Raw genomic sequence first — 22,882 nt, 5'->3', positions numbered from 1 at the left:
CCCACCAGGCCGGAAGCGTTCGTCAGCGTTCAGGGGAGGACGCACACCCATGCGAAGACTCCACACCCTCGGGGCCGTGGCAGGAGCGGCCGGTCTGCTCGCGGCGGCGATCACGCCCGCGGCGGCCGGCACCGCCACCAGCACCGCCACCGCCACCAGCACCAGCACCAGCACCAGCACCAGCACCAAGAAGACCGACACCGCGAGCACATCCACCACGCAGACCGTCACCCTCATCACCGGCGACACCGTCTCGCTCACGGCCGGCCCGGACGGCAGGTACGCCGTCGACGTACGGCGCGGTGCGGGCCGCGAGGCCGCCACGTTCCTGTCGAGCGAACGTGACGGCGAGGTCAGTGTCCTGCCGGCGGACGCGATCCCGCTGCTCCAGGCGGGCCGCCTCGATCCGGCCCTCTTCAACGTCACCCGGCTGGTGAAGCAGGGTTACACCGATGCCAGGACCGGCACCACCCCCGTGATCGCGACGTACGCGAAGGGCGGTGCGACCCCCGACGGCGCCCGCCGCACGCTCGCGTTGCCCGGGATCGACGGCGCTGCGCTGAGTGCCGAGAAGTCGACCGCGTTCTGGTCGGACATCGCCCCGGCACTCGGCACCGAGCCCGCCACGAAGGCCGCGCGGCGACTCGGCGAGGGCATCGACAAGATCTGGCTGGACGCCAAGGTGAAGGTGTCCCTGGAGACGAGCGTCCCGCAGATCGGCGCACCCGAGGTGTGGCAGTCGGGCTACGACGGCAAGGGCGTCAAGGTCGCGGTCCTGGACACCGGTGTGGACAGCGGGCACCCGGATCTCGCGGGCAGGGTCGCCGAGTCCCGGAGCTTCGTCCCGGACCAGGAGGTACAGGACGGTCACGGACACGGCACCCATGTTGCGTCCACGATCGTGGGGTCCGGCGCGGCCTCGGAGGGCCGTCACAAGGGCGTGGCACCGGGCGCGGAGCTGGTGGTCGGCAAGGTGCTGAACAACGCGGGCCGGGGCCAGTCCTCCTGGATCATCGCGGGTATGGAGTGGGCGGCTCGCTCCGGCGCGAAAATCGTCTCCATGTCGCTGGGCGGTACGGCGACCGGCCCCTCCGACGTGCTCAGCGAGACCGTCGACGAGCTGTCCGCCTCCACCGGCAGCCTCTTCGTCATCGCGTCGGGCAACGCGGGCCCGGGCGAGCAGACCGTGGGCACCCCGGGCATCGCCGACTCGGCGCTCACCGTGGGCGCGGTCGACAAGTCGGACCGGCTGGCGTCGTTCTCCGGCCGAGGCCCACGCCCCGGTGACTTCGCGGTCAAGCCGGAGATCACCGCGCCGGGCGTGGGCATCACCGCCGCGCGTGCCGCCGGCACCACCATGGGTACGCCGGTCGACGACAACTACACGACGGCGAACGGTACGTCGATGGCGACCCCGCATGTCGCGGGCGCCGCCGCGCTGGTCGCGCAGGCGCATCCGGACTGGACCGGCCGGCAGATCAAGGAAGCCCTGGCCACCACGGCGAAGACGAACGCCGACAACTCCGTGTTCGAGCAGGGCGACGGGCGGGTCGACGCCGTGCGGGCCGTCGGACAGAACGTCTTCGCGACCCCGACGCTGAGCTTCGGCAAGTTCGAGGACGGCGACACCGAGATCGCCACCAAGGACATCACGTACACCAACACCACGGACAAAGCGGTGGAGTTGAAGATCTCTTCGTCGCTCGCCGACGTCACGGTGGGCAGCGGCACGCTGACCGTGCCCGCGCGGGGCACCGCCACGGTCCCGGTCGGCGTCGACCCCGCGCAGGAGGAGCAGGGCCGGTACACGGGCCACATCACGGCAATCGCCGACGGCATCCAGGTCACCACGGGTGTCGGCTTCGAGAAGGCTCCGAGGACGTACGACCTCAAGGTCTCGCTCCTGGGTCGCGACGGCAAGCCGCCCACCGGGGGGTCGCTCTACACGCTCATGGAGCTGAACGGCGCCTACCCCGACCAGTACGGCTTCATCGGCACCGGCTGGACCTGGCAGGTTCCGGCCGGCACCTACTCCGTCTCGACCTGGATCCCGGACCGCGACGCGGGCGGGGTGGCCGTCGGCACCTCGGTGGTCGTCAACCCCGAGATCAAGGTGGACGGGGACACCGAGGTCGTCCTGGACGCCCGCAAGGCGGTGGAGATCAAGCCGAAGACGAAGGAGGACTCGGAGTTCCAGGGCTTCAGCACCAACGTGCACCGCGAGGGGCCGGGCAACGCCTGGGGGCTCACCTACAGCCAGGGATTCTGGACCGACCACGTCTATGTGACGCCGGCCGAGCAGGTCACCGAGGGAACCCTGGAGTTCTCCGCCAAGTTCCGCCTGTACGCGAAGGAGTTGACGGCGAGCGTCACCAGCCCGGAGAAGTCCGAGCTGTCCTCGCTCTACTACTCCCAGACGTACGAGGACTTCCCGCTGAAGATCAGCGGTGACCACAAGGTCCAGGCCGTGGACGCGGGCGGCGGTACCGAGGCCGACTTCGCGGGGCTCGACGTCAAGGGCAAGGTGGCGGTGGTCGCGCTCGGCGCCACGGAGCGGGCACAGAGCGCTCTGGACAACGCGACCAAGGCCGGCGCGGGTTACCTCATCGCGTACCGCAAGACCCCCGGTTTCTGGATCGAGGCCGTGGACCGCGCGACCACCGTCCCGCTGATGATCGCCACCGGCGAGGAGGGCGCCAAGCTCACCGGCCTGCTGAAGACCGGCAAGAAGGTCACGCTGAAGCTGGGCGGCACGCCGGTCAGTCCGTATGCCTACAACCTGCTCGCCGCGCAGAGCGGAGCCATCTCCGCCGACCAGACGTACCGCTTGGACCGTTCCAACACCGTGAAGCGGAAGGCCCGTTACCACGGAGCCACGGCCGGCGAGATCGGCGCGGACGCGCTGTACACCTACCGCCCCTGGCAGCTCTTCGGCATCGAGAACAGCATGTACATGCAGCTGGGCACGGAACGCGACGAGTACTACTACGTCGACCCCGACACCCGTACCTGGCACGTCGTCTATCCGAACTGGAATACGTTCAGGGGGCAGTGGAGCCCGCTGAGGACCTTCAGCAAGCCGGGCACGGAGCCCACCGAGAGCTGGCTGCGCCAGGTCGTCCGCCCCGGAACCAGCGAGGAGTACGGTCTCTCCGAACGCACCGGCGACAAACTCACCCTCTCCGTGGCGGAGTTGAGCGACTCCACACCGGGTCACTACGGCTACATCGACGGCACCGACAACACCGCGAAGGGCAAGCTCTACGCGGACGGGCAGCTGGTCGGTGACTCGACGTTCGGCGGGTACGGCACCTTCGACGTGGCGGCGGACAAGGCCTCGTACCGCTTCGTACTGGACGTGCAGCGCCGGGCCGCCTGGGCCACGTACTCCACGAGCACGCACACCGAGTGGACCTTCGCCTCGGCGCACACCGACAGCGAGACGGCCCTGCCGATACTCACGGTCGGTATCGCCCCGAAGGGCCTCGACCTCCTCAACCGGGCCAGGAGCGGCCGGGAGCTGGAGGTCGGGCTGCCGGTCGCGAACCAGCTGGGGAGCGTGAAGGCGAGCGGCCTGAAGGCCTGGGTCTCCTACGACGACGGCACGTCCTGGAAGGAGGCGGAGGTCAAGAACGGCAAGGCACGGTTCAAGCCCGCGAAGGGCGCCGAGACGGTGTCGCTGCGGGTACGGGCCACCGACCGTGACGGCAACCGGATCGACCAGACCGTACTGCGGGCGTTCGGCCTGAAGTAGGCCTCGCCCTCGACCTGTGCCTCGGCCTTAACAAAGATCCTCTAGCGTGCCGGGCCATGGTGAACACGGCATATGACACGGCACGACAGACCCCTGCCGCGAGCCCCTGGTCCGCGGTGGGGGTCTCCGCGTTCGACGAGCTGGTGTACCAGTCGGTCCTCCACCAACCCGACGCGGGCGCGGCCGGCTGGGCGCTGCTGACCGGCGCCGATCCCGCCCGGGTCCGCGAGTCCTGCAACCGGCTGCTGGCGCTCGGTCTGCTGCAACCGCCGGACTCCATGGGCGGGTTACGCGCGGTCGACCCACGGGTGGCGATCCGCGCGCTGATCCGGCGGCGCGAGACGGAGTCCGAACTGCTCGCCGCCACCGCCGAGGAGATGGCGACCGCGTACGAGGCGGGGCTGCTGCGCGAGGAGCCGTCCCGGCTGGTCGAGGTGGTCTCCGGGGAGGGCGCCAACGCGGCACGCCTGGAAGAGCTGTACGCCCACGCCGAGCACGAGGTGTGTGTCTTCGACACGCCTCCCTATCTAGCCCCCCGTACCCCACAGCTGGACCTCCAGGCCGATCTGCTCAGCCGCGGGATCGTGTATCGCACGGTCTACGCCGCGACCGCCCTGGAGGACCCGGACGTCCTGTCCCACGCCTGGAAGATGGTGGAACTCGGCGAACAGGCCCGGGTGTTGCCGTCGGTGCCGGTCAAGTTGCTGGTGGTCGACGGACGTCGGGCGATGCTCCCGCTGACCGCCTCCCCGGCGGGCGGCTACTGCGCCGCCGTCGTACGGCACTCGGCGGTGACCGAGGCCCTGCAGAAGCTTTTCGACCTGGCCTGGCAGCAGGCGGCTCCGCTCGGCCGGCCCGCCGAGGACGCCGAACTCTCCGAGGGCGAGCGGGCGTTGACACGGCTGCTGGCGGCCGGGATGAAGGACGAGGCGGTGGCCCGCCACCTGGGCGTGAGTCTGCGGACCCTGCGCCGCCGGGTGAGTGACCTCCAGGAGCGGCTGGGGGCGGCGAGCCGCTTCCAGCTGGGGATGCGGGCGGCGCAGCGCGGCTGGTTGTAGCGCGGTCTGCGGGAGCCCCCTCGGATCGGCCGTCGAGGACGGCGAAGGGCCGCACCCCCGTCACCGGGGATGCGGCCCTCAACTGCCCTGCCTGGCCGCTTACTTGCGGATCAGGCTGCGCAGCACGTACTGCATGATGCCGCCGTTGCGGTAGTAGTCGGCCTCACCGGGGGTGTCGATGCGGACGACCGCGTCGAACTCGACGCCGCTGTCGGTGGTGACCTTGACAGTGCGCGGCGTGGTGCCGTTGTTCAGTTCCTCGACGCCGGTGAAGGAGAAGGTCTCCTCGCCGGTGAGGCCGAGGGAGGAGGCCGAGGCGCCCTCCGGGAACTGGAGCGGGAGGACGCCCATGCCGATGAGGTTCGAGCGGTGGATGCGCTCGTACGACTCGGCGATGACGGCCTTCACGCCGAGGAGGGCCGTGCCCTTGGCCGCCCAGTCACGGGACGAGCCGGAGCCGTACTCCTTGCCGGCCAGGATGACCAGCGGGATGCCCTGCTCGATGTAGTTGCGCGAGGCGTCGTAGATGAACGACACCGGACCGCCGTCCTGGGTGAAGTCGCGGGTGTAGCCGCCCTCGGTGCCCGGCGCGATCTGGTTGCGCAGGCGGATGTTGGCGAACGTGCCGCGGATCATGACCTCGTGGTTGCCGCGGCGCGAGCCGTAGCTGTTGAAGTCACGACGCTCGACACCGTGCTCCGTGAGGTACTTGCCTCCGGGGGTGTCGGCCTTGATCGCGCCGGCCGGGGAGATGTGGTCGGTGGTGACCGAGTCGCCCAGCTTGGCGAGGACGCGGGCGCCGGCGATGTCCGAGACCGGGGTGGTCTCCATCGTCATGCCCTCGAAGTACGGGGGCTTGCGGACGTACGTCGACTGCGGGTCCCACTCGAAGGTGTTGCCCTCGGGGATCGACAGGGCCTGCCACTGGGCGTCGCCCGCGAAGACGTCGGAGTAGGACTTGGAGAACATGTCCTCGCCGATGGCGTTCGCCACGACGTCGTTGACCTCGGCCTCGGAGGGCCAGATGTCCTCCAGGTAGACCGGCTTGCCCTCCTGGTCCGTGCCGAGGGCGTCGCGCGTGATGTCCACCTTCATGGAGCCCGCGAGGGCGTACGCGACGACCAGCGGCGGGGAGGCCAGGTAGTTCATCTTGACGTCGGGGTTGATCCGGCCCTCGAAGTTCCGGTTGCCGGAGAGGACCGAGGTGACCGCGAGGTCGTGGTCGTTGACGGCCTTGGAGACCTCCTCCGGCAGCGGGCCGGAGTTGCCGATGCAGGTGGTGCAGCCGTAGCCGACGAGGTTGAAGCCGACCTTGTCGAGGTAGGGGGTCAGGCCCGCCTTGTCGAAGTAGTCGGTGACGACCTTGGAGCCCGGGGCGAGGGTGGTCTTGACCCACGGCTTGCGGGTCAGGCCCTTCTCCACGGCCTTCTTCGCGACGAGCGCGGCGGCGACCATGACATACGGGTTGGAGGTGTTGGTGCAGGAGGTGATGGCCGCGACCGTCACCGCGCCGTGGTCGATCTCGTACGTCGAGCCGTCGGGGGCGGTCACGGTGACCGGGTTGGACGGGGCGCCGTTCGGGGCGACGGCCGGGGAGTCGGAGGCCGGGAAGGACTCCTGGCCCGCCTCGTCCACGGAGTCGACGTAGTTGCGCACGTCGACCTTGAACTGCTCGGCGGCGTTCGCGAGGACGATGCGGTCCTGCGGGCGCTTCGGGCCGGCGATGGAGGGGACGACCGTGGAGAGGTCGAGCTCCAGCTTCTCGGAGAAGTCGGGCTCGGCGGCCGGGTCGAGCCAGAGGCCCTGCTCCTTGGCGTACGCCTCGACGAGCGCGAGCTGCTGCTCGCTGCGGCCCGTGAGCTTCAGGTACTTGATGGTCTCGCCGTCGATCGGGAAGATCGCGGCGGTCGAGCCGAACTCCGGCGACATGTTGCCGATGGTGGCGCGGTTGGCGAGCGAGGTGGCGGCCACGCCCTCGCCGTAGAACTCGACGAACTTGCCGACGACACCGTGCTTGCGAAGCATCTCGGTGATGGTCAGCACGAGGTCGGTGGCGGTGGTGCCCGGCGTCAGCTCACCGGTGAGCTTGAAGCCGACGACGCGCGGGATGAGCATGGAGACCGGCTGGCCGAGCATCGCGGCCTCGGCCTCGATGCCGCCGACGCCCCAGCCGAGCACACCGAGGCCGTTGACCATGGTGGTGTGCGAGTCGGTGCCGACGAGGGTGTCGGGGTACGCCTGGCCGTTACGGACCATGACGGTGCGGGCCAGATGCTCGATGTTCACCTGGTGGACGATGCCGGTGCCGGGCGGGACGACCTTGAAGTCGTCGAACGCGGTCTGGCCCCAGCGCAGGAACTGGTAGCGCTCCTTGTTGCGGCCGTACTCCAGCTCGACGTTCTGCGCGAAGGCCTCGTTGGTGCCGAACTTGTCGGCGATGACGGAGTGGTCGATGACCATCTCGGCCGGGGAGAGCGGGTTGACCTTCGCCGGGTCGCCGCCGAGCGCCTTCACGGCCTCACGCATGGTGGCGAGGTCCACCACACAGGGCACACCGGTGAAGTCCTGCATGATCACGCGGGCCGGGGTGAACTGGATCTCCTGGCTGGGCTGGGCCTGCGAGTCCCAGCCGCCGAGGGCACGGATGTGGTCGGCGGTGATGTTCGCGCCGTCCTCCGTGCGGAGCAGGTTCTCCAGCAGGACCTTGAGGCTGTAGGGCAGGCGAGCCGAGCCCTCCACCTTGTCCAGCCGGAAGATCTCGTACGACTCGTCGCCCACCTGCAGCGTGCTGCGGGCGTCGAAGCTGTTCGCCGACACGACAGTCTCCTTCATTCCATGTGCGCGTACCACCGCATCCTGCCGCCACGCCCCCTTGGCCGACCCGCTAAGGTAAGGCTAAGTTAGGTAGCCCTTACCGCCAGACAGGCCGGGACGTGCGGCCGCAGTGCGCCTCGGCAGATATCTCGATGTCGAGATAACAGTAGTACATGGGCGCGGGCTGGTCATGCCCGGCCCGATGTGGCGTGCGCCAATCTCCGGGCGAGCGGGCACGGCTCCGGGCCGTTTATCGCGTTGCACGGCGGTTGCCGGGCTTCTTAGCATTGTCGTCCTCATGGGCAGCGGGGACGAGCCCCGTCCTCGGCCGGCCGAGCCCGTCCGCGGCCGTGAGTCAGCGGATCGGAGATCCCCAGGCATGACGTCCCACCTCCACGCGCTCTGCTTCGACGCGAACGACCCCGTCGGCCTCGCGCGCTTCTGGGCCGGCGTCCTGGGCTGGGAGACGGCCGACGATCCCTACGACGGCATCGCGCTCGCGCCGAACGACGACACCGGGTTCCGGCTCCGCTTCCTGCCGAGCCAGGAGAAGAAGACCGTCCCGAACCAGATGCACTTCGACCTGACCAGCAAGTCCCTCGACGACCAGCAGCAGGTCGTGGCGAGGGTGCTGGAATTCGGCGGTCGGCACATCGACATCGGCCAGCTCCCGGAAGAGGAGCATGTGGTCCTCGCCGACCCCGAGGGCAACGAGTTCTGTGTCATCGAGCCGGGCAACGGCTTCCTCGCCGACTGCGGATTCGTCGGAGCGCTCGCGAGCGACGGTTCGCAGGAGGTCGGCTACTTCTGGAGCCGCGCGCTGGGCTGGCCGCTGGTCTGGGACCAGGACGAGGAGACCGCGATCCGCTCACCGCACGGCGGCCCGAAGATCACCTGGGGCGGCCCGCCGCTGGCCCCGAAGGCCGGCAAGTACCGGCTGCACTTCGACCTCGTCCCACCCGCCGACGGCGACCAGCAGGCAGAGGTCGACCGCCTCGTCTCCCTCGGGGCGACACGCGTCGACATCGGCCAGGGCGAGGTCGACTGGGTGGTGATGGCCGACCCCGACGGCCACGAGTTCTGCGTACTGCCGCCTCGCTGACGCGACCGGCCAGGGCGCGACGGGACCGGTCAGGGCGCCACGCGACGCCAGTCAGGGCGCGACGGGACCGGTCAGGGTGCCACGAGCCGGTCAGGCGCCACGGGGCGCCCTCGCACCTCCGCGCGCGCCCCCCACGCACCGCGGCGGTTCACGAGCCTCCCCTTCCCGATCCCCGGCCAATACCCCTCTCGGAACTCGCAGTTGTCGACAAGCGACAGGGATGCGAACCGCCGAGGGGGGTACCCGGTGTCCATCGGAAAGGAGGCACACATGCCGCTCACGTTCCGCAAGAGCTTCCGCATCCTGCCGGGTGTGCGACTGAACATCAACAAGCGCTCCTGGTCCATCACCACCGGCGGCCGCAACGGCCCGCGCCACACGCACAGCAGCACGGGACGCCGCACGACCTCGATGGATCTGCCCGGCCCCTTCGGCTGGCGCCGTACGCGCAACGCGAAGCGCCACTGAGCCCACCGATGGCCCGCCGTACGGCTGACGCCTCGTCACGCCGCACGGGCGCCACTCCGTCCCTCACTCCCTCACTCCCTCACCTGAACGGCCCTCCGCAGCACCTCCAACAGACCCCCCAAGAGGCACCATCTCATATCTGAGATAACCTCGACCTCATGGCAGACGACTACCTCGAACGCATCGGCAAGCTCATCCGTGACGCAAGGCAGCACCGTGGCTGGACGCAGTCGCAGTTGGCGGAGGCGCTCGGCACGAGTCAGAGCGCGGTGAATCGTATCGAGCGCGGTAATCAAAACATCAGCCTTGAGATGATCGCCCGAATCGGTGAAGCCCTGGACAGTGAGATCGTCTCGCTGGGATACGCGGGTCCGATGCATCTGCGGGTGGTCGGTGGGCGTCGACTGTCCGGCTCGATCGACGTGAAGACCAGCAAGAACGCGTGTGTCGCGCTGCTGTGCGCCTCCTTGTTGAACAAGGGGCGCACAGTGCTGCGCAGGGTGGCCCGGATCGAGGAGGTGTACCGCCTTCTGGAGGTGCTCGGCTCCATCGGCGTACGCACCCGGTGGATCAACGGCGGTGTCGACCTGGAGATCGTGCCGCCGGCCGAACTGGACCTCGACGCGATCGACGCGGAGGCGGCCCGCCGCACCCGCTCGATCATCATGTTCCTCGGCCCGCTGCTGCACCGCATGGACCACTTCAAGCTGCCGTACGCGGGCGGTTGCGACCTCGGGACGCGGACGATCGAGCCGCACATGATCGCGCTGCGCCGGTTCGGCCTCGACGTCACGGCCACCGAGGGGCTCTACCACGCCGTGGTGGACCGGTCCGTCACCCCCGGTCGGCCGATCGTGCTGACCGAGCGCGGCGACACGGTGACCGAGAACGCGCTGCTCGCCGCCGCCCGGCACGACGGCGTGACCGTCATCCGCAACGCCTCGTCCAACTACATGGTCCAGGACCTCTGCTTCTTCCTGGAGGCGCTCGGCGTACGGGTGGAGGGCATCGGCACCACCACGCTCACCGTGCACGGGGTGCCGCGCATCGACGTGGACGTCGACTACTCGCCCTCCGAGGACCCGGTCGAGGCGATGAGCCTGCTCGCCGCGGCGGTCGTCACCGAGTCCGAACTGACCGTGCGCCGGGTGCCGATCGAGTTCCTGGAGATCGAGCTGGCGGTCCTGGAGGAGATGGGCCTCGACCACGACCGCTCGGCGGAGTACTTCGCCGACAACGGCCGTACGCGTCTGGTGGACCTCACCGTCCGGCCCTCGAAGCTGCAGGCGCCGATCGACAAGATCCACCCCATGCCGTTCCCCGGCCTGAACATCGACAACGTCCCGTTCTTCGCGGCCATCGCCGCCGCCGCGCAGGGCCAGACCCTCATCCACGACTGGGTCTACGACAACCGCGCGATCTACCTGACGGACCTCAACCGCCTCGGCGGCCGCCTCCAGTTGCTGGACCCCCACCGCGTCCTGGTCGAGGGCCCCACCCGCTGGCGCGCCGCCGAGATGATGTGCCCGCCCGCGCTGCGCCCGGCCGTCGTCGTCCTCCTCGCGATGATGGCCGCCGAGGGCACGTCCGTCCTGCGCAACGTCTATGTCATCAACCGCGGTTACGAGGACCTCGCGGAGCGGCTGAACACGGTCGGGGCGCAGATCGAGATCTTCCGGGACATCTGACCATTCTTCACCGGGGCACCCGCCGCACCCTGCTTGACGTGCTGGAAAGCAAGCCGGGAGGAGGTGCGGCGGCACTCGTGGGACATCCCTTGCCGGTGAGCCGGTACTGCTCGATGCGATGGTGCGGAAGCCGGCCGTCGCTGACGCCCGCGAGGAACACCCGCTGGAACTCCAGGCCCTTGAAGCGCTACATCGTCCCGATGCGTACGGCGTCCTGGTCGCCCCTCACCCCGTCCTTGGTGAGTTCCACGGACGGGATACGGAACGGCTCCCGGGCGAGAGTGCCAGCCATCTGGACCGCGGCCCGGTGGCGGCCCATCGCCCTCGGCCACTTCCAGGTAGAGAGCCGGTTCGTCGGGGACCGTGAAGCGGTGCACGCTCGGCGCCGCACCGCCGTCACCACCGACCTGGATCTCGATGGTGGAGTCGGGGGCATCCGGGTGCGGCACCTCGTGCGCCTCCCCCGAGGCCAGGCCGTAGGGGCCGTTGAGCTGTACCACTAGGCCGGACGGCGCGTCCGCGAGCCGGCGGATCAGCAGCAGGCTCCGGATGGTGGTGCTCTTTCCCGATCGAGGTCAGAGCAGGCACGGGCCAGGGCGTTTGCGATCACTTCGGAGCTGTCCGATGGTGGTTAGGGTCCTTCATACGGCGTGAGCAGGGCGGCCTCCCACAGGGCCGACGCGGCCGCCAGAGGTCGTCGCGGGGCCGATCGGACCGGGTCCACAGCCAGCCGATCGGACCGGGTCCGAAGCGTGGACGGTTCATCGGGAAAACCAGGGACGGTTCATCGCGGCTTTCCCTTCTTGGAAATCGCAGCTCCGGAACCTTGTCAGAAGCCCCGCTCTCCCAGGCCCCCGGAGACCGCAGAAGCACATGTCCGCGCGTGCCGCTCCGCCGACGCCCGAAGCAGGGCCCGGCGCAGCAGTGCGCTACAGAAGGGACAAGGCCATGAACACGCGACTCACAAGGGCGGCCCTCGCGCTCGGTGCGGCCGGGCTGCTGGGACTGACGGCCGTGCCCGCCACGTCGGCCGGAGCGGCGCAGAACACGGCGCAGAACAACGCCACCGTCACGGTCTTCCACGGCATCCCCGAGGCGAACGTGGACGTCTACGCCAACGGCAAGAAACTGCTGTCCGACTTCACCCCTGGCTCGCTGAGTTCTCCACTCTCCCTGCCCGCCGACTCCTACGACATCAAGATCTTCAAGGCCGGGGCCTCCTACTCCGCCACTCCCGTGGTGCAGCAGACGGTCGAGGTGTCCAGCGGCACCAACGCCAGCCTGACGGCCAACCTGAACACCAATGGCCAGCCGGCGCTGAACGCCTTCCTCAACGACACCTCCAAGGTGCCGGAGGGCAAGTCGAGGCTGATCGTGCGGCACGTGGCGGCCGCGCCCGCGGTCGACGTGCGGGCCGACGGCACTCCGGTCTTCAAGAACGTCAAGAACCCGCAGCAGAAGCAGGCGGACGTGCCCGCCGGGTCGGTCAATGCCGATGTCGTACTGGCCGGCACCACCACCGTCGCCATCGGCCCCGCCAAACTCGACCTCGACCCGGGCGGCATCACCGTGGTCTACGCCTGGGGCAGCGCCGACGCCAAGAACCTCGCCCTCACGGTGCAGAAGCTGAGCGCTTCCGGTTAGCACCTGGCCCGGCGGCGAGGACGCTGTTTGCGGAACACGTCGCACGTCGTATGCCGCCGGGGCTGTGCGCGGATGGGCCACCGGCCACACGTCGGTGCGCGGAAGGGCGTACAGGCCGGTGGCCACGGCGTGTTGGGCGACTGAGGCGTCGACCGCGTGGACGCCGTATGCGTGGTGACGGATGGCCGGTGGGGGCGGTCTGTCCTGGCACCGAGGCCGCCGACAGTTCTGATGGCCGTGGCGCCGCGTGGAGGGTCCGGGGTCGCTCGCGGCGTGCCAGTACGCCGCGTCGCGTCCGAGCCGGACGCGCCCGAGCCGGACGCGCCCGCGCACAGCCTTCTCAGGCGTTCGCGTGCACGGTTCCTCAGACGTTCGCGTGCGCGGCCTCGGTGGTGGGCTCGGGGTTCGGGTCGGGCTGTCCCGCCGGCGCCTCCTGGGGTGCGGCCGATGCGCGGCGGCGGGTGAGTCGGGTGGCGAGGGGTTCGGTCCAGCGGGCGGTGAGGGGGCCGAGGACGACCAGGATGAGGACGTACGCCGTGGCCAGGGGGCCGACGCGGGGCTCGACGCCGACGGCGAGGCCGGCGATCACGATGGAGAACTCGCCCCGGGCGACCAGCGTTCCGCCCGCCCGCCAGCGGCCCTTGGCGGAGATCCCGGCCCGCCGGGCCGCCCAGTAACCGGTGGCGATCTTCGTCAGGGAGGTGACGGCGGCCAGCGCGAGGGCCGGCAGGAGGACGGGCGGGATGTCGGCGGGGTCGGTGTGCAGGCCGAAGAAGACGAAGAAGACCGCGGCGAACAGGTCCCGCAGCGGGGTGAGGATGCTGCTGGCACCCTCGGCGACCTCACCGGACAGCGCGATGCCGACGAGGAACGCGCCCACGGCGGCCGAGACCTGCAGGTGCTGGGCGACCCCGGCGACGACGAGGGTGAGGCCGAGGACGACCAGGAGGAGCATCTCGGCGTTGTCGGAGGAGACGGCACGGCTGATCAGCCGGCCGTGGCGCAGGGCGATGTAGAGGACGGCGCCCACCGTGCCCAGGGCGATCAGGAGGGTGAGGGCGCCGCCCGCCAGGCTCACCCCGGCGAGCAGGGCGGTGAGGATCGGCAGGTAGACGGCCATGGAGAGGTCTTCGAGGACCAGGACGCCCAGCACGACCGGGGTCTCACGGTTGCCGAGGCGGCGAAGGTCGCCGAGGACCTTGGCGATGACGCCGGAGGAGGAGATCCAGGTGACGCCGGCGAGGGCGACGGCGGCGACCGGGCCCCAGCCGAGCAGCAGTGCCATCGCGGCGCCGGGGGCGGCGTTGAGAACGAAGTCGACCGCGCCGGAGGGGTACTGGGTCTTGAGGTTGGTGACGAGTTCGGAGGCGCTGTACTCCAGGCCGAGCAGGAGCAGCAGGAGGATGACGCCGATCTCGGCGCCGGTGGCGATGAACTCCTCGCTGGCCTGCAGGGGAAGGATGCCGCCGTGGCCGAAGGCGAGCCCGGCGAGCAGATAGAGGGGTATGGGTGAGAAGCCCACCCGTCCGGCGAGGCGGCCCAGCAGACCCAGGGCGAGAATGATCGCCCCGAGCTCGATGAGCATGGCGGTGGTGTGGTGCACGGGCGTCTGTCCTCCGTTGACGAGTGCGGTGACGGCGTCTGTGCCTGGTGCGAGTTCGGGTGCGCGTATGGGTGCGCGTGTGGGTACGCGTGTCGCGTGCGGCTACGACCGGCGCACGCGGGCGGCGGGGCCCGGCACACCTGTCGACGCTGTTGGTTAATTCGGGCCCCTGCGTGACGTCGGCCTTCAAGACCCGGTTGTGGTCTTGAAGGCCGACGTTGTCGTATGGGGTGGGTGCGGATGTCGATGCAGCCGAAGGGGCCGGGGGAGATTCCGGCGGAGACGGGGCGGGTCGCACGGGCCGCGTTCCCGAAGGGGAGTCTGGCGATCCGGGTCCGGGACGAGCTGGGGCCGTTGTTCACCGACGAGCAGTTCGCGGATCTGTTCCCGGTGCGAGGAAGGTCGGCCTGGTCGCCGGGGCGGCTGGCGCTGGTGGTGGTCTTGCAGTTCGTCGAGGGCCTGACCGACCGGCAGGCCGCGGAGGCGGTGCGGGCCCGGATCGACTGGAAGTTCGCACTGGGGCTGGAGCTGACCGATCCGGGCTTCGACTTCTCGGTGCTGTCGGAGTTCAGAGACCGCCTGGTAGGCGCGGACGGCGGGCGGTCGATGCTGGACGGCATCCTGGCCGCCGCCCAGAAGAAGGGGCTGCTCAGCCGAGGTGGCAAGGCGCGGACGGACTCCACGCATGTGCTGTCGGCGGCACGGGATCTGAACTGGCTGGAGCTGGTCGGCGAGAGTCTGCGGGCGGCACTGAACGCGGTGGCCCGCGCCGAACCGGACTGGCTCGGCGTGCACGCACTGCCGGACTGGTTCACGCACTACGCGACCCGCATTGAGGACTCCCGTTTCCCCAAGGCCCAGGCCAAGCGGGTCGAAGTGGGGCGCCGGATCGGCGCGGACGGCATGCGCCTGCTGGAAATGATCTGGACGGACGGTGCGCCCTTGGAGCTTCGGGCACTGCCGGAGGCGGAGTTCCTGCGGCAGCTGTGGGTCCAGCACTTCCACCTGGCGGAGGGCGAGGTGGAGCGGCGGGACCCAAAAGACCGGGCGCCGGGTGCGAAACGCCTGGTCACCCCCTATGACCCCGAGGCCAGGGGCAGCGTCAAGCGCGACACCTTCTGGGACGGCTTCAAGGTCCATCTGACTGAGACGTGCGAGCCGGAGACCGTGCATCTGATCACGAACGTGACCACCACCGCCGCCACCGTCCCCGACGACCGGATGGCCGCCGTGGTCCATGCCGGCCTCGCGAGACGCGACCTGCTGCCCGACGAACACTGGGTCGACACCGGCTATGCCAACGGCGGCGCGCTGGTCGCCGCCCGCCGTGATCACCGGGTCGCACTGCACGGGCCGCTGAAGTCCGTGACCGTTCCGCACGCCCGTGGCGAGGCCGCCTTCGGGCAGGACGCGTTCACCATCGACTGGGACAACCAGCACGTGACCTGCCCGAACGGCATCACCAGCACGCAGTGGCACCAGCGCCGCTCGGAAGACGGACTGCCGACCATCCGGGTCCGGTTCTCCCCGGCCGACTGCCGCACCTGTCCCCAGCTACGGCAGTGCGTCAACTCCCCCAAGGCCCAGCGCCGCGAGATCAACCTCAAGCCCCGCGACGAGTACGAGGCACTCCAACAGGCGCGAAAACTCCAGGGAACCGACGAGTGGAAGGACCGCTATAAGATCCGCGCCGGGGTCGAGGGGACCATCTCTCAAGCAGTGCAAGCCTGCGGCCTGCGCCGATCCCGCTACCGCGGCCTGCCAAAGACAAGCCTCCAGCACCAACTCACCGGCGCCGCGGTCAACCTCATCCGCATCGACGCCTGGCTCACCGGCAAACCCCACGCTCGCACTCGCACCAGCCCGGTGGCAGCACTTCGCCCCGCCGCATAACGACGGGGCGAAGCAACCAGGCCCGAATTAACCAACAGCGTCACCTGTCGGGCGGGGCCGTCGGCGTCGTACCGGCGCGCGGGTTTCCCGCGGGGCTCGGTCGCCTACGTGACGGGCCGTCGACCGCCCGAGGGCATCGGGCGGTCGGCGGACCTCTGCTACGGCGGCGAGGGCGTCAGCGCGCGGGGCGGTCGCTCGGGCCCGCGGCGCGGCCGGTATCGGGTACGGCGTCGCGAGCGGCGTTGACGACGCGCACGCGGATTACTCGACCCATGTCACGCCCCCCCACACACACGCCGTCGGCTGCACCACCGACCATCACTCGAACAAATGAGCAAAGTAGCGCTCACCGGAGCGTCAGCGCTTGGTAAAGGATCCTGGCGCAATCCGAAAAGGTGAATTCACCCAATAGGTAAAGCGCTACCCATGTCCCTTCACTTCGGGCTCATCCCGTCACTCTCCGGTCTCGGCCTTCCCGCTGCCACCGCCCCGCACCGACCGCTCCCCCGCCGTGGCACCGCGCCGCGAGACGCCCTTGAGGAGTCCGCGAGGTCAACGCCCGCGGTGGAGCCGAGGGGTTCGAGCCCCGGGCAGTCGAAGACCGGCGACAGGGCGAGCGGCACGACCCCCGTGATGCCGAGTCCGAAGAACCAGGCCATGCGTGCCGCTCTCTCACCCCGCCGCCGGTCTCCGGCTTGACGGGATCCTCACACGGGTGGGGGGACCGATGCATTGCCGTGTTCCGGCAACGTTCCCGCGCGTTTCCTTCCCGCTCTCCGGCTCAGGCCGCGGCCTGCCGTACGACCTCCGCGACCTCGTAGCCCGCCTCCACGATCGCCGCGCGGACGGCCCCGTCGTCGACCGTCTCCCCGCGCACGGTCACCAGGCCGGCCCGTACGTCGACATCGACCTCGGTGACGCCGGGAACCGCGACGACCTCCTCGGTGACGCTCGCGGCGCAGTGGCCGCAGCTCATGCCGGACACGGTGAAGTACTTCTCGGCCATGGGGTCGCTCCTGTCCTCGGTCGGCCCGGTGACATCGCCTCATGGGGCTCACGGGCCGCGTGGCACGAGGTACGGCGGACGGCCCCGGCGCGTTCAGCCCGGCCCGGTACGCGGGCCGCCCGCACTTCGAGATCGTCCCGGAGAGGGCAAGGTCACAGCCGTGCCCCCTGCTGCTCCTTTGTGCATCTGGCCTAGCATCCGAGCATGACGGTCCTGCCTGACGACGGGCTTGAGCTGGCCGCCGAGTTCCCTGACGCAACCCACGAGCAGTGGCAGCGCCTCGTTGCGGGCGTGCTGCGCAAGTCGGGCCAGGACGTCGAGGGCGCTCAGGCCGAACAAGCCCTGTCCACCGCGCTGGAGGACGGGCTGCGCACCCGCCCTCTGTACACCGCGCACGACACCGCGCCCCCTCCGGGTCTCCCCGGCTTCGCGCCCTTCGTACGAGGAGGCCGGGCCGCGGGCAACACCGTCGGCGGCTGGGACGTACGCCAGCGCCACACGGCGGCGGACGGGGACGCCGTGCTCGCGGATCTGGAGAACGGCGTCACCTCCCTGTGGCTGGTGCTCGGCGAGACCGGCCTCCCGGTGTCGTCGCTCGGCCGGGTGCTCGACGGCGTCTACCTCGATCTCGCGCCGGTCGTCCTGGACGCGGGCGCCGAGGTCGGGCCCGCGGCACGGGAGTTGCTGCGGCTGTACACCGACCGCGGTGTCGCCAAGGAGGCGGCGCGCGGCAACCTGGGCGCGGATCCGCTCGGCCACGAGGCCCGTACCGGACAGACGTACGACTTCGCGCCCGTGGCCGGCCTGGCCCGACTGTGCGCGGAGGAGTACCCGGGGCTGCGGGCCCTGACCGTGGACGCCCTGCCGTACCACGAGGCGGGCGGCTCGGCCGCGCAGGAGCTGGGTGCCTCGCTCGCGACCGGTGTCGCGTATCTGCGGGAGCTGACCGGGGCCGGGCTGAGCGTCGAACAGGCCTGTGCGCAGCTGGAGTTCCGGTACGCGGCGACCGCCGACCAGTTCCTGACGATCGCCAAGCTGCGGGCCGCGCGCCGGCTGTGGGCGCGGGTGGCCGAGGTGTGCGGGGTGCCCGCGGCCGGGGCGCAGACTCAACACGCGGTGACCTCGCCGGTGATGATGACGCGCCGCGACCCGTGGGTGAACATGCTGCGCGCGACCATCGCCACGCTGGCCGCCGGGACGGGCGGCGCCGACTCCGTCACCGTGCTGCCCTTCGACCACACGCTCGGACTGCCGGACGCGTTCGCCCGGCGCATCGCGCGCAACACCTCCACGATCCTCATCGAGGAGTCCCACCTGTCCCGGGTGATCGACCCGGCGGGCGGCTCCTGGTACGTGGAACGGCTCACGGACGAACTCGCCCACGCGGGCTGGGAGTTCTTCCAGGAGATCGAGCACGCGGGTGGCCAGGCGGCCGCCCTGCGCTCCGGCGCCGTACGGGACCGCCTCGCCGAGACCTGGGCGGCCCGCAGCGCCAGGCTCGCCAAGCGGCGCGAACCCGTCACCGGCGTCAGCGAGTTCCCCCACCTGGCGGAGAAGCCGGTCGTCCGCGCGCCCGCGCCCGAGCCGCCGTCCGGCGGTCTCCCCCGCGTCAGCCGCGACGAGGCGTACGAGGCGCTGCGCGCCCGCTCGGACGCCCACCTCGCCGCGACGGGCTCCCGGCCCCGCGTCTACCTGGCCTCCCTCGGCCCCGCCGCCGCCCACACCGCCCGTACGACCTTCGCCGCCAACCTCTTCCAGGCGGGCGGCATCGAGCCCGTCACCGGGGGCACGTTCGAGGAGAGCGGTGCCACCGAGGTGTGCGTGTGCTCCAGCGACGCCCTGTACGAGGAGCAGGCCGCGACCGTGGCCGCACGGCTGAAGGCCGCCGGCGCCGCGCGGGTGTTCCTCGCCGGCCGCCCCGGGCAGTACACCGACGTCGACGCGTACGTCTTCGCGGGCTGCGACGCCGTGGCCGTCCTGTCCGCCGCCCTCGACCGCATGGGAGTGTCCTGATGGGAATCCCCGACTTCTCCGGGATCGAGCTGGGTTCCCCGGCCGTCGACGGCGGCGCCGACGACTGGCGTACGGCGGTCGAGAAGGCGGCCGGCGGTGACGACCCGCTGTGGCAGACCCCGGAGGGCATCCCGGTCAAGCCGCTGTACACCGGGCAGGACCTGGAGGGCCTGGATTTCCTGGGCACCTACCCGGGCATGGCGCCGTATCTGCGCGGCCCGTACCCGACGATGTACGTCAACCAGCCCTGGACGATCCGCCAGTACGCGGGCTTCTCCACCGCCGAGGAGTCGAACGCCTTCTACCGGCGCAACCTGGCGGCCGGTCAGAAGGGCCTGTCCGTCGCCTTCGACCTGCCCACCCACCGGGGCTACGACAGCGACCACCCGCGGGTGACGGGCGACGTCGGCATGGCGGGCGTGGCGATCGACTCGATCCTCGACATGCGGCAGCTCTTCGACGGCATCCCGCTGGACCGGATGAGCGTGTCGATGACGATGAACGGCGCCGTGCTCCCGGTGCTCGCGCTCTACATCGTGGCGGCAGAGGAGCAGGGCGTACCGGCCGAGAAGCTGGCGGGGACCATCCAGAACGACATCCTCAAGGAGTTCATGGTCCGCAACACCTACATCTATCCGCCGAAGCCGTCGATGCGGATCATCTCCGACATCTTCGCCTTCACCTCGCAGCGGATGCCCCGCTACAACTCCATCTCCATCTCCGGCTACCACATCCAGGAGGCGGGCGCGACGGCCGACCTGGAGCTGGCGTACACGCTCGCGGACGGTGTGGAGTACCTCCGCGCGGGCCGCGAGGCGGGCCTGGACGTGGACGCGTTCGCGCCCCGGCTGTCGTTCTTCTGGGCGATCGGCATGAACTTCTTCATGGAGATCGCCAAGCTGCGCGCGGCCCGCCTGCTGTGGGCGAAGCTGGTCAAGCAGTTCGACCCGAAGAACAGCAAGTCCCTTTCCCTGCGCACCCATTCGCAGACCTCGGGCTGGTCGCTCACCGCGCAGGACGTCTTCAACAACGTCACGCGCACGTGTGTGGAGGCGATGGCGGCCACCCAGGGCCACACCCAGTCGCTGCACACCAACGCCCTGGACGAGGCCCTCGCCCTGCCCACCGACTTCTCCGCGCGCATCGCCCGCAACACCCAGCTGCTCATCCAGCAGGAGTCCGGCACGACCCGGGTCATCGACCCGTGGGGCGGCAGCGCCTACGTCGAGAAGCTGACGTACGACCTCGCCCGCCGCGCCTGGCAGCACATCCAGGAGGTCGAGCAGGCGGGCGGCATGGCCCAGGCCATCGACGCGGGCATCCCCAAGCTGCGTGTGGAGGAGGCGGCGGCCCGCACCCAGGCCCGGATCGACTCCGGGCGGCAGCCGGTCATCGGCGTCAACAAGTACCGCGTGGAGACCGACGAGCAGATCGACGTCCTCAAGGTCGACAACTCCTCCGTCCGCGCCCAGCAGATCGAGAAGCTGCGCCGGCTGCGCGCGGAACGCGACGAGCGGGCGTGCCAGGACTCGCTGGACGCGCTGACCCGGGCCGCCGGCGGCGAGGGCAACCTGCTGGAGCTCGCGGTGAACGCGGCCCGCGCCAAGGCCACGGTCGGGGAGATCTCCGACGCCCTGGAGAAGGTGTACGGCCGGCACGCGAGCCAGATCCGTACGATCTCCGGCGTGTACCGCAACGAAGCAGGCGAGTCCCCGGCGGTGGACCGCACCCGTGGCCTGGTCGACGACTTCCAGGAGGCCGAGGGCCGCCGGCCGCGCATCCTGGTCGCCAAGATGGGCCAGGACGGCCACGACCGGGGCCAGAAGGTGATCGCGACCGCCTTCGCCGACCTCGGTTTCGACGTCGACGTCGGCCCGCTGTTCCAGACCCCGGCCGAGGTGGCCCGCCAGGCCGTCGAGGCGGACGTGCACATCGTCGGGGTGTCCTCGCTGGCCGCCGGACACCTCACCCTCGTCCCGGCGCTGAAGGAGCGGCTGGCCGAGGAGGGGCGCGCGGACATCATGATCGTGGTCGGCGGGGTGATCCCGCCCCAGGACGTGCCCACGCTCCTGTCGATGGGCGCGGCGGCCGTCTTCCCGCCCGGGACGGTGATCCCGGACGCGGCGTACGACCTGGTGAAGCGGCTGTCGGACGACCTCGGGCACGCCCTGTGATCGATGTCGGCGCCTACGCCGAGGGCGTCCTCGACGGGAAGCGGGCGATCATCGCCCGCGCCATCACCCTCGTCGAGTCCACCCGGCCCGGGCACCGGGTGCTCGCCCAGGAGTTGCTGACCGCGCTGCTGCCGCACAGCGGCCGGGCCCGGCGGATCGGGGTCAGCGGGGTGCCGGGCGTGGGCAAGTCGACGTTCATCGACGCCTTCGGCACGATGCTGACCTCGCTCGGTCACCGGGTGGCGGTGCTGGCGGTCGACCCGTCGTCGAGCCGTACGGGGGGCTCGATCCTCGGCGACAAGACCCGCATGGAGCGCCTGGCCGTCGACCCCGCGGCCTTCGTGCGGCCCTCCCCGACGGCCGGCACGCTCGGCGGGGTCGCCAAGGCCACCCGCGAGTCGATCGTGGTGATGGAGGCGGCCGGCTACGACGTGGTGCTGGTGGAGACCGTCGGCGTCGGCCAGTCCGAGACGGCCGTCGCCGACATGGTCGACTCCTTCCTCCTCCTGACCCTCGCCCGCACCGGCGACCAGCTGCAGGGCATCAAGAAGGGCGTCCTGGAGCTGGCCGACGTGCTCGCCGTCAACAAGGCGGACGGCCCGCACGAGCGCGACGCCCGCACGGCGGCCCGGGAGCTGGCGGGAGCCCTGCGGCTGATGCACGGCAAGGACACGGTCTGGACGCCGCCGGTGCTGAGCTGCAGCGCTCGCGAGTCGACCGGTCTGGACACGGTCTGGGAGCGCCTGGAACAGCACCGCGCCCTCCTCGACTCCACCGGCCGTCTCGCCGCCAAGCGCCGGGACCAGCAGGTCGACTGGACCTGGTCCATGGTCCGCGACGAACTCCTCGGCCGGCTGCGCACCCACCCCGGCGTACGGTCCCTCGCACCCGGCCTCGAACAACAGGTCAGGGACGGCGAACTGACGGCCACGCTGGCCGCCGAACGCATCCTCAAGGCGTTCGGGGATCCCGCTTAGGGCCCTTCTGGGCCGCTCGGCGGCCGATCGGGGGGTCCCGGTTCACCCGGCTGAGCGCCCTGAGTGGTGAGCGCGTGCGATCCGGCTGACGGTGGATCACGTCGGAGCCGGGTCAAGTCAGCTGACGAAGCACCAGCTGCCCGGCTGCGGCGGAAGGACCATCAGATGCGTTCTGCTCGCATGCTTCTCGCTACCGCGGCGGCCACCGCCGTCCTCGCCATCACCGCCCCCGGCGCCTACGCCGACGGTGACGGTGGCAAGTGGGACCACGGGGACCATGGCTACAGCAAGGAGCACGACAAGGACAGCAGCCACGACGGACCGCACGGCGGGGTTCACACGGGTGGCGGTGCGCTGACCTCGCTGAACAACGAGGGGGAGTGGGACTCCGGGCAGGCCGCCAAGCCCGAGGCCGGGGGTTACGACAAGGAGGAGTCCACGAAGGAGTCCTGGAAGGGCGAGCACGACAAGGGCTCCTGGAAGGGCGACCACGACCAGCCGCGCGGCGGGATGCACACCGGTGGCGGCGCGCTCGCCTCGCCGACGGTGACCGCGGGCGGGATGGCCGTCCTCGCGGTGGCCGGTACGGGCATGTACGCCCTGCGTCGCAGGAAGACCGCCGGAAGCGTGGCCTGAGCCCATGCCGGGCGCGATACCTGGCGCGATAGCGGCCGCGGCCGCCACACAC

14 protein-coding genes are annotated in these 22,882 nt (G+C 70.5%); 11 read left to right on the top strand and 3 right to left on the bottom strand.

The features are described 5' to 3' along the window. Positions 1 to 49 precede the first annotated feature (49 nt). The gene (locus OG202_RS36980; protein WP_328224203.1) at positions 50 to 3,754 is read left to right on the top strand and encodes a S8 family serine peptidase; all 3,705 of its coding nucleotides are present in this window, start codon (positions 50 to 52) and stop codon (positions 3,752 to 3,754) included. 56 nt (positions 3,755 to 3,810) lie between these two features. Next, positions 3,811 to 4,812, top strand: coding sequence for a helix-turn-helix transcriptional regulator (locus OG202_RS36975; RefSeq protein WP_328224202.1), 1,002 nt, complete (start codon positions 3,811 to 3,813; stop codon positions 4,810 to 4,812). A 99-nt stretch (positions 4,813 to 4,911) separates the two neighbouring features. Here the strand turns inward: OG202_RS36975 and acnA are convergent, their stop codons facing one another. Next, positions 4,912 to 7,629: an aconitate hydratase AcnA gene (gene acnA, locus OG202_RS36970; RefSeq protein WP_326575875.1), complete on the bottom strand. Its 2,718-nt coding sequence runs from the start codon at positions 7,627 to 7,629 to the stop codon at positions 4,912 to 4,914. 376 nt (positions 7,630 to 8,005) lie between these two features. On the opposite strand from acnA, the gene OG202_RS36965 reads away from it, so the two are divergent. From OG202_RS36965 to OG202_RS36950, 4 genes are all read left to right on the top strand, one after another. Continuing rightward, complete coding sequence (locus OG202_RS36965; protein ID WP_327727408.1) at positions 8,006 to 8,728, top strand: VOC family protein; 723 nt, start codon at positions 8,006 to 8,008, stop codon at positions 8,726 to 8,728. Between the two features lie 270 nt (positions 8,729 to 8,998). After that, positions 8,999 to 9,196, top strand: a complete 198-nt coding sequence (locus OG202_RS36960) for a DUF4236 domain-containing protein (RefSeq protein ID WP_326575879.1) — start codon at positions 8,999 to 9,001, stop codon at positions 9,194 to 9,196. A gap of 158 nt (positions 9,197 to 9,354) precedes the next feature. Further along, the gene (locus OG202_RS36955; RefSeq protein ID WP_326575881.1) at positions 9,355 to 10,884 is read left to right on the top strand and encodes a helix-turn-helix domain-containing protein; all 1,530 of its coding nucleotides are present in this window, start codon (positions 9,355 to 9,357) and stop codon (positions 10,882 to 10,884) included. A gap of 948 nt (positions 10,885 to 11,832) precedes the next feature. After that, positions 11,833 to 12,528 carry a DUF4397 domain-containing protein gene (locus OG202_RS36950; protein WP_326575885.1) on the top strand — a complete coding sequence of 232 codons (696 nt, stop codon included), beginning with the start codon at positions 11,833 to 11,835 and terminating at the stop codon, positions 12,526 to 12,528. Between the two features lie 364 nt (positions 12,529 to 12,892). Here the strand turns inward: OG202_RS36950 and OG202_RS36945 are convergent, their stop codons facing one another. Continuing rightward, positions 12,893 to 14,131, bottom strand: coding sequence for a cation:proton antiporter (locus tag OG202_RS36945; protein ID WP_328224201.1), 1,239 nt, complete (start codon positions 14,129 to 14,131; stop codon positions 12,893 to 12,895). Between the two features lie 240 nt (positions 14,132 to 14,371). Here OG202_RS36945 and OG202_RS36940 point away from each other — a divergent pair, with 240 nt between their 5' ends. Beyond that, a complete protein-coding gene (locus tag OG202_RS36940) occupies positions 14,372 to 16,024 on the top strand; it encodes an IS1182 family transposase (protein ID WP_327726295.1) in 1,653 nt (550 codons plus the stop codon). A gap of 781 nt (positions 16,025 to 16,805) precedes the next feature. On the opposite strand, the gene OG202_RS36935 is transcribed toward OG202_RS36940, so the two are convergent. Continuing rightward, positions 16,806 to 17,030: a heavy-metal-associated domain-containing protein gene (locus tag OG202_RS36935; RefSeq protein WP_326575887.1), complete on the bottom strand. Its 225-nt coding sequence runs from the start codon at positions 17,028 to 17,030 to the stop codon at positions 16,806 to 16,808. A gap of 204 nt (positions 17,031 to 17,234) precedes the next feature. Between OG202_RS36935 and OG202_RS36930 the strand changes: the two genes are divergently transcribed. The 4 genes from OG202_RS36930 to OG202_RS36915 all read left to right on the top strand — a co-directional run bounded on the left by OG202_RS36930 (position 17,235) and on the right by OG202_RS36915 (position 22,830). Continuing rightward, entirely contained in the window at positions 17,235 to 19,043 is a 1,809-nt protein-coding gene (locus OG202_RS36930; protein ID WP_327727410.1) for a methylmalonyl-CoA mutase family protein, read from the top strand. Next, positions 19,043 to 21,217, top strand: a complete 2,175-nt coding sequence (gene scpA / locus OG202_RS36925; RefSeq protein WP_328224200.1) for a methylmalonyl-CoA mutase — start codon at positions 19,043 to 19,045, stop codon at positions 21,215 to 21,217. Before OG202_RS36930 ends, scpA begins: the two co-directional genes overlap by 1 nt. Next, the gene (gene meaB, locus OG202_RS36920) at positions 21,214 to 22,194 is read left to right on the top strand and encodes a methylmalonyl Co-A mutase-associated GTPase MeaB (protein WP_326575893.1); all 981 of its coding nucleotides are present in this window, start codon (positions 21,214 to 21,216) and stop codon (positions 22,192 to 22,194) included. The genes scpA and meaB overlap by 4 nt, the downstream gene beginning before the upstream one ends. Positions 22,195 to 22,359: 165 nt before the next feature. Further along, entirely contained in the window at positions 22,360 to 22,830 is a 471-nt protein-coding gene (locus OG202_RS36915; protein ID WP_326575895.1) for a hypothetical protein, read from the top strand. Positions 22,831 to 22,882 lie beyond the last annotated feature (52 nt).

Origin of the sequence: Streptomyces sp. NBC_00310 (assembly GCF_036208085.1) — a bacterium.
In the GTDB taxonomy this organism is placed as follows: domain Bacteria; phylum Actinomycetota; class Actinomycetes; order Streptomycetales; family Streptomycetaceae; genus Streptomyces.
This window is presented reverse-complemented; position numbering and strand designations above follow the sequence as displayed.

Bases quoted from the DNA above. Each gene is read 5' to 3' on its own strand.
- OG202_RS36980 (WP_328224203.1), top strand. From the start codon at position 50: ATGCGAAGACTCCACACCCTCGGGGCCGTGGCAGGAGCGGCCGGTCTG.
- OG202_RS36975 (WP_328224202.1), top strand. From the start codon at position 3,811: ATGGTGAACACGGCATATGACACGGCACGACAGACCCCTGCCGCGAGC.
- OG202_RS36965 (WP_327727408.1), top strand. From the start codon at position 8,006: ATGACGTCCCACCTCCACGCGCTCTGCTTCGACGCGAACGACCCCGTC.
- OG202_RS36960 (WP_326575879.1), top strand. From the start codon at position 8,999: ATGCCGCTCACGTTCCGCAAGAGCTTCCGCATCCTGCCGGGTGTGCGA.
- OG202_RS36955 (WP_326575881.1), top strand. From the start codon at position 9,355: ATGGCAGACGACTACCTCGAACGCATCGGCAAGCTCATCCGTGACGCA.
- OG202_RS36950 (WP_326575885.1), top strand. From the start codon at position 11,833: ATGAACACGCGACTCACAAGGGCGGCCCTCGCGCTCGGTGCGGCCGGG.
- OG202_RS36940 (WP_327726295.1), top strand. From the start codon at position 14,372: ATGTCGATGCAGCCGAAGGGGCCGGGGGAGATTCCGGCGGAGACGGGG.
- OG202_RS36935 (WP_326575887.1), bottom strand. From the start codon at position 17,030: ATGGCCGAGAAGTACTTCACCGTGTCCGGCATGAGCTGCGGCCACTGC.
- OG202_RS36930 (WP_327727410.1), top strand. From the start codon at position 17,235: ATGACGGTCCTGCCTGACGACGGGCTTGAGCTGGCCGCCGAGTTCCCT.
- scpA (WP_328224200.1), top strand. From the start codon at position 19,043: ATGGGAATCCCCGACTTCTCCGGGATCGAGCTGGGTTCCCCGGCCGTC.
- OG202_RS36915 (WP_326575895.1), top strand. From the start codon at position 22,360: ATGCGTTCTGCTCGCATGCTTCTCGCTACCGCGGCGGCCACCGCCGTC.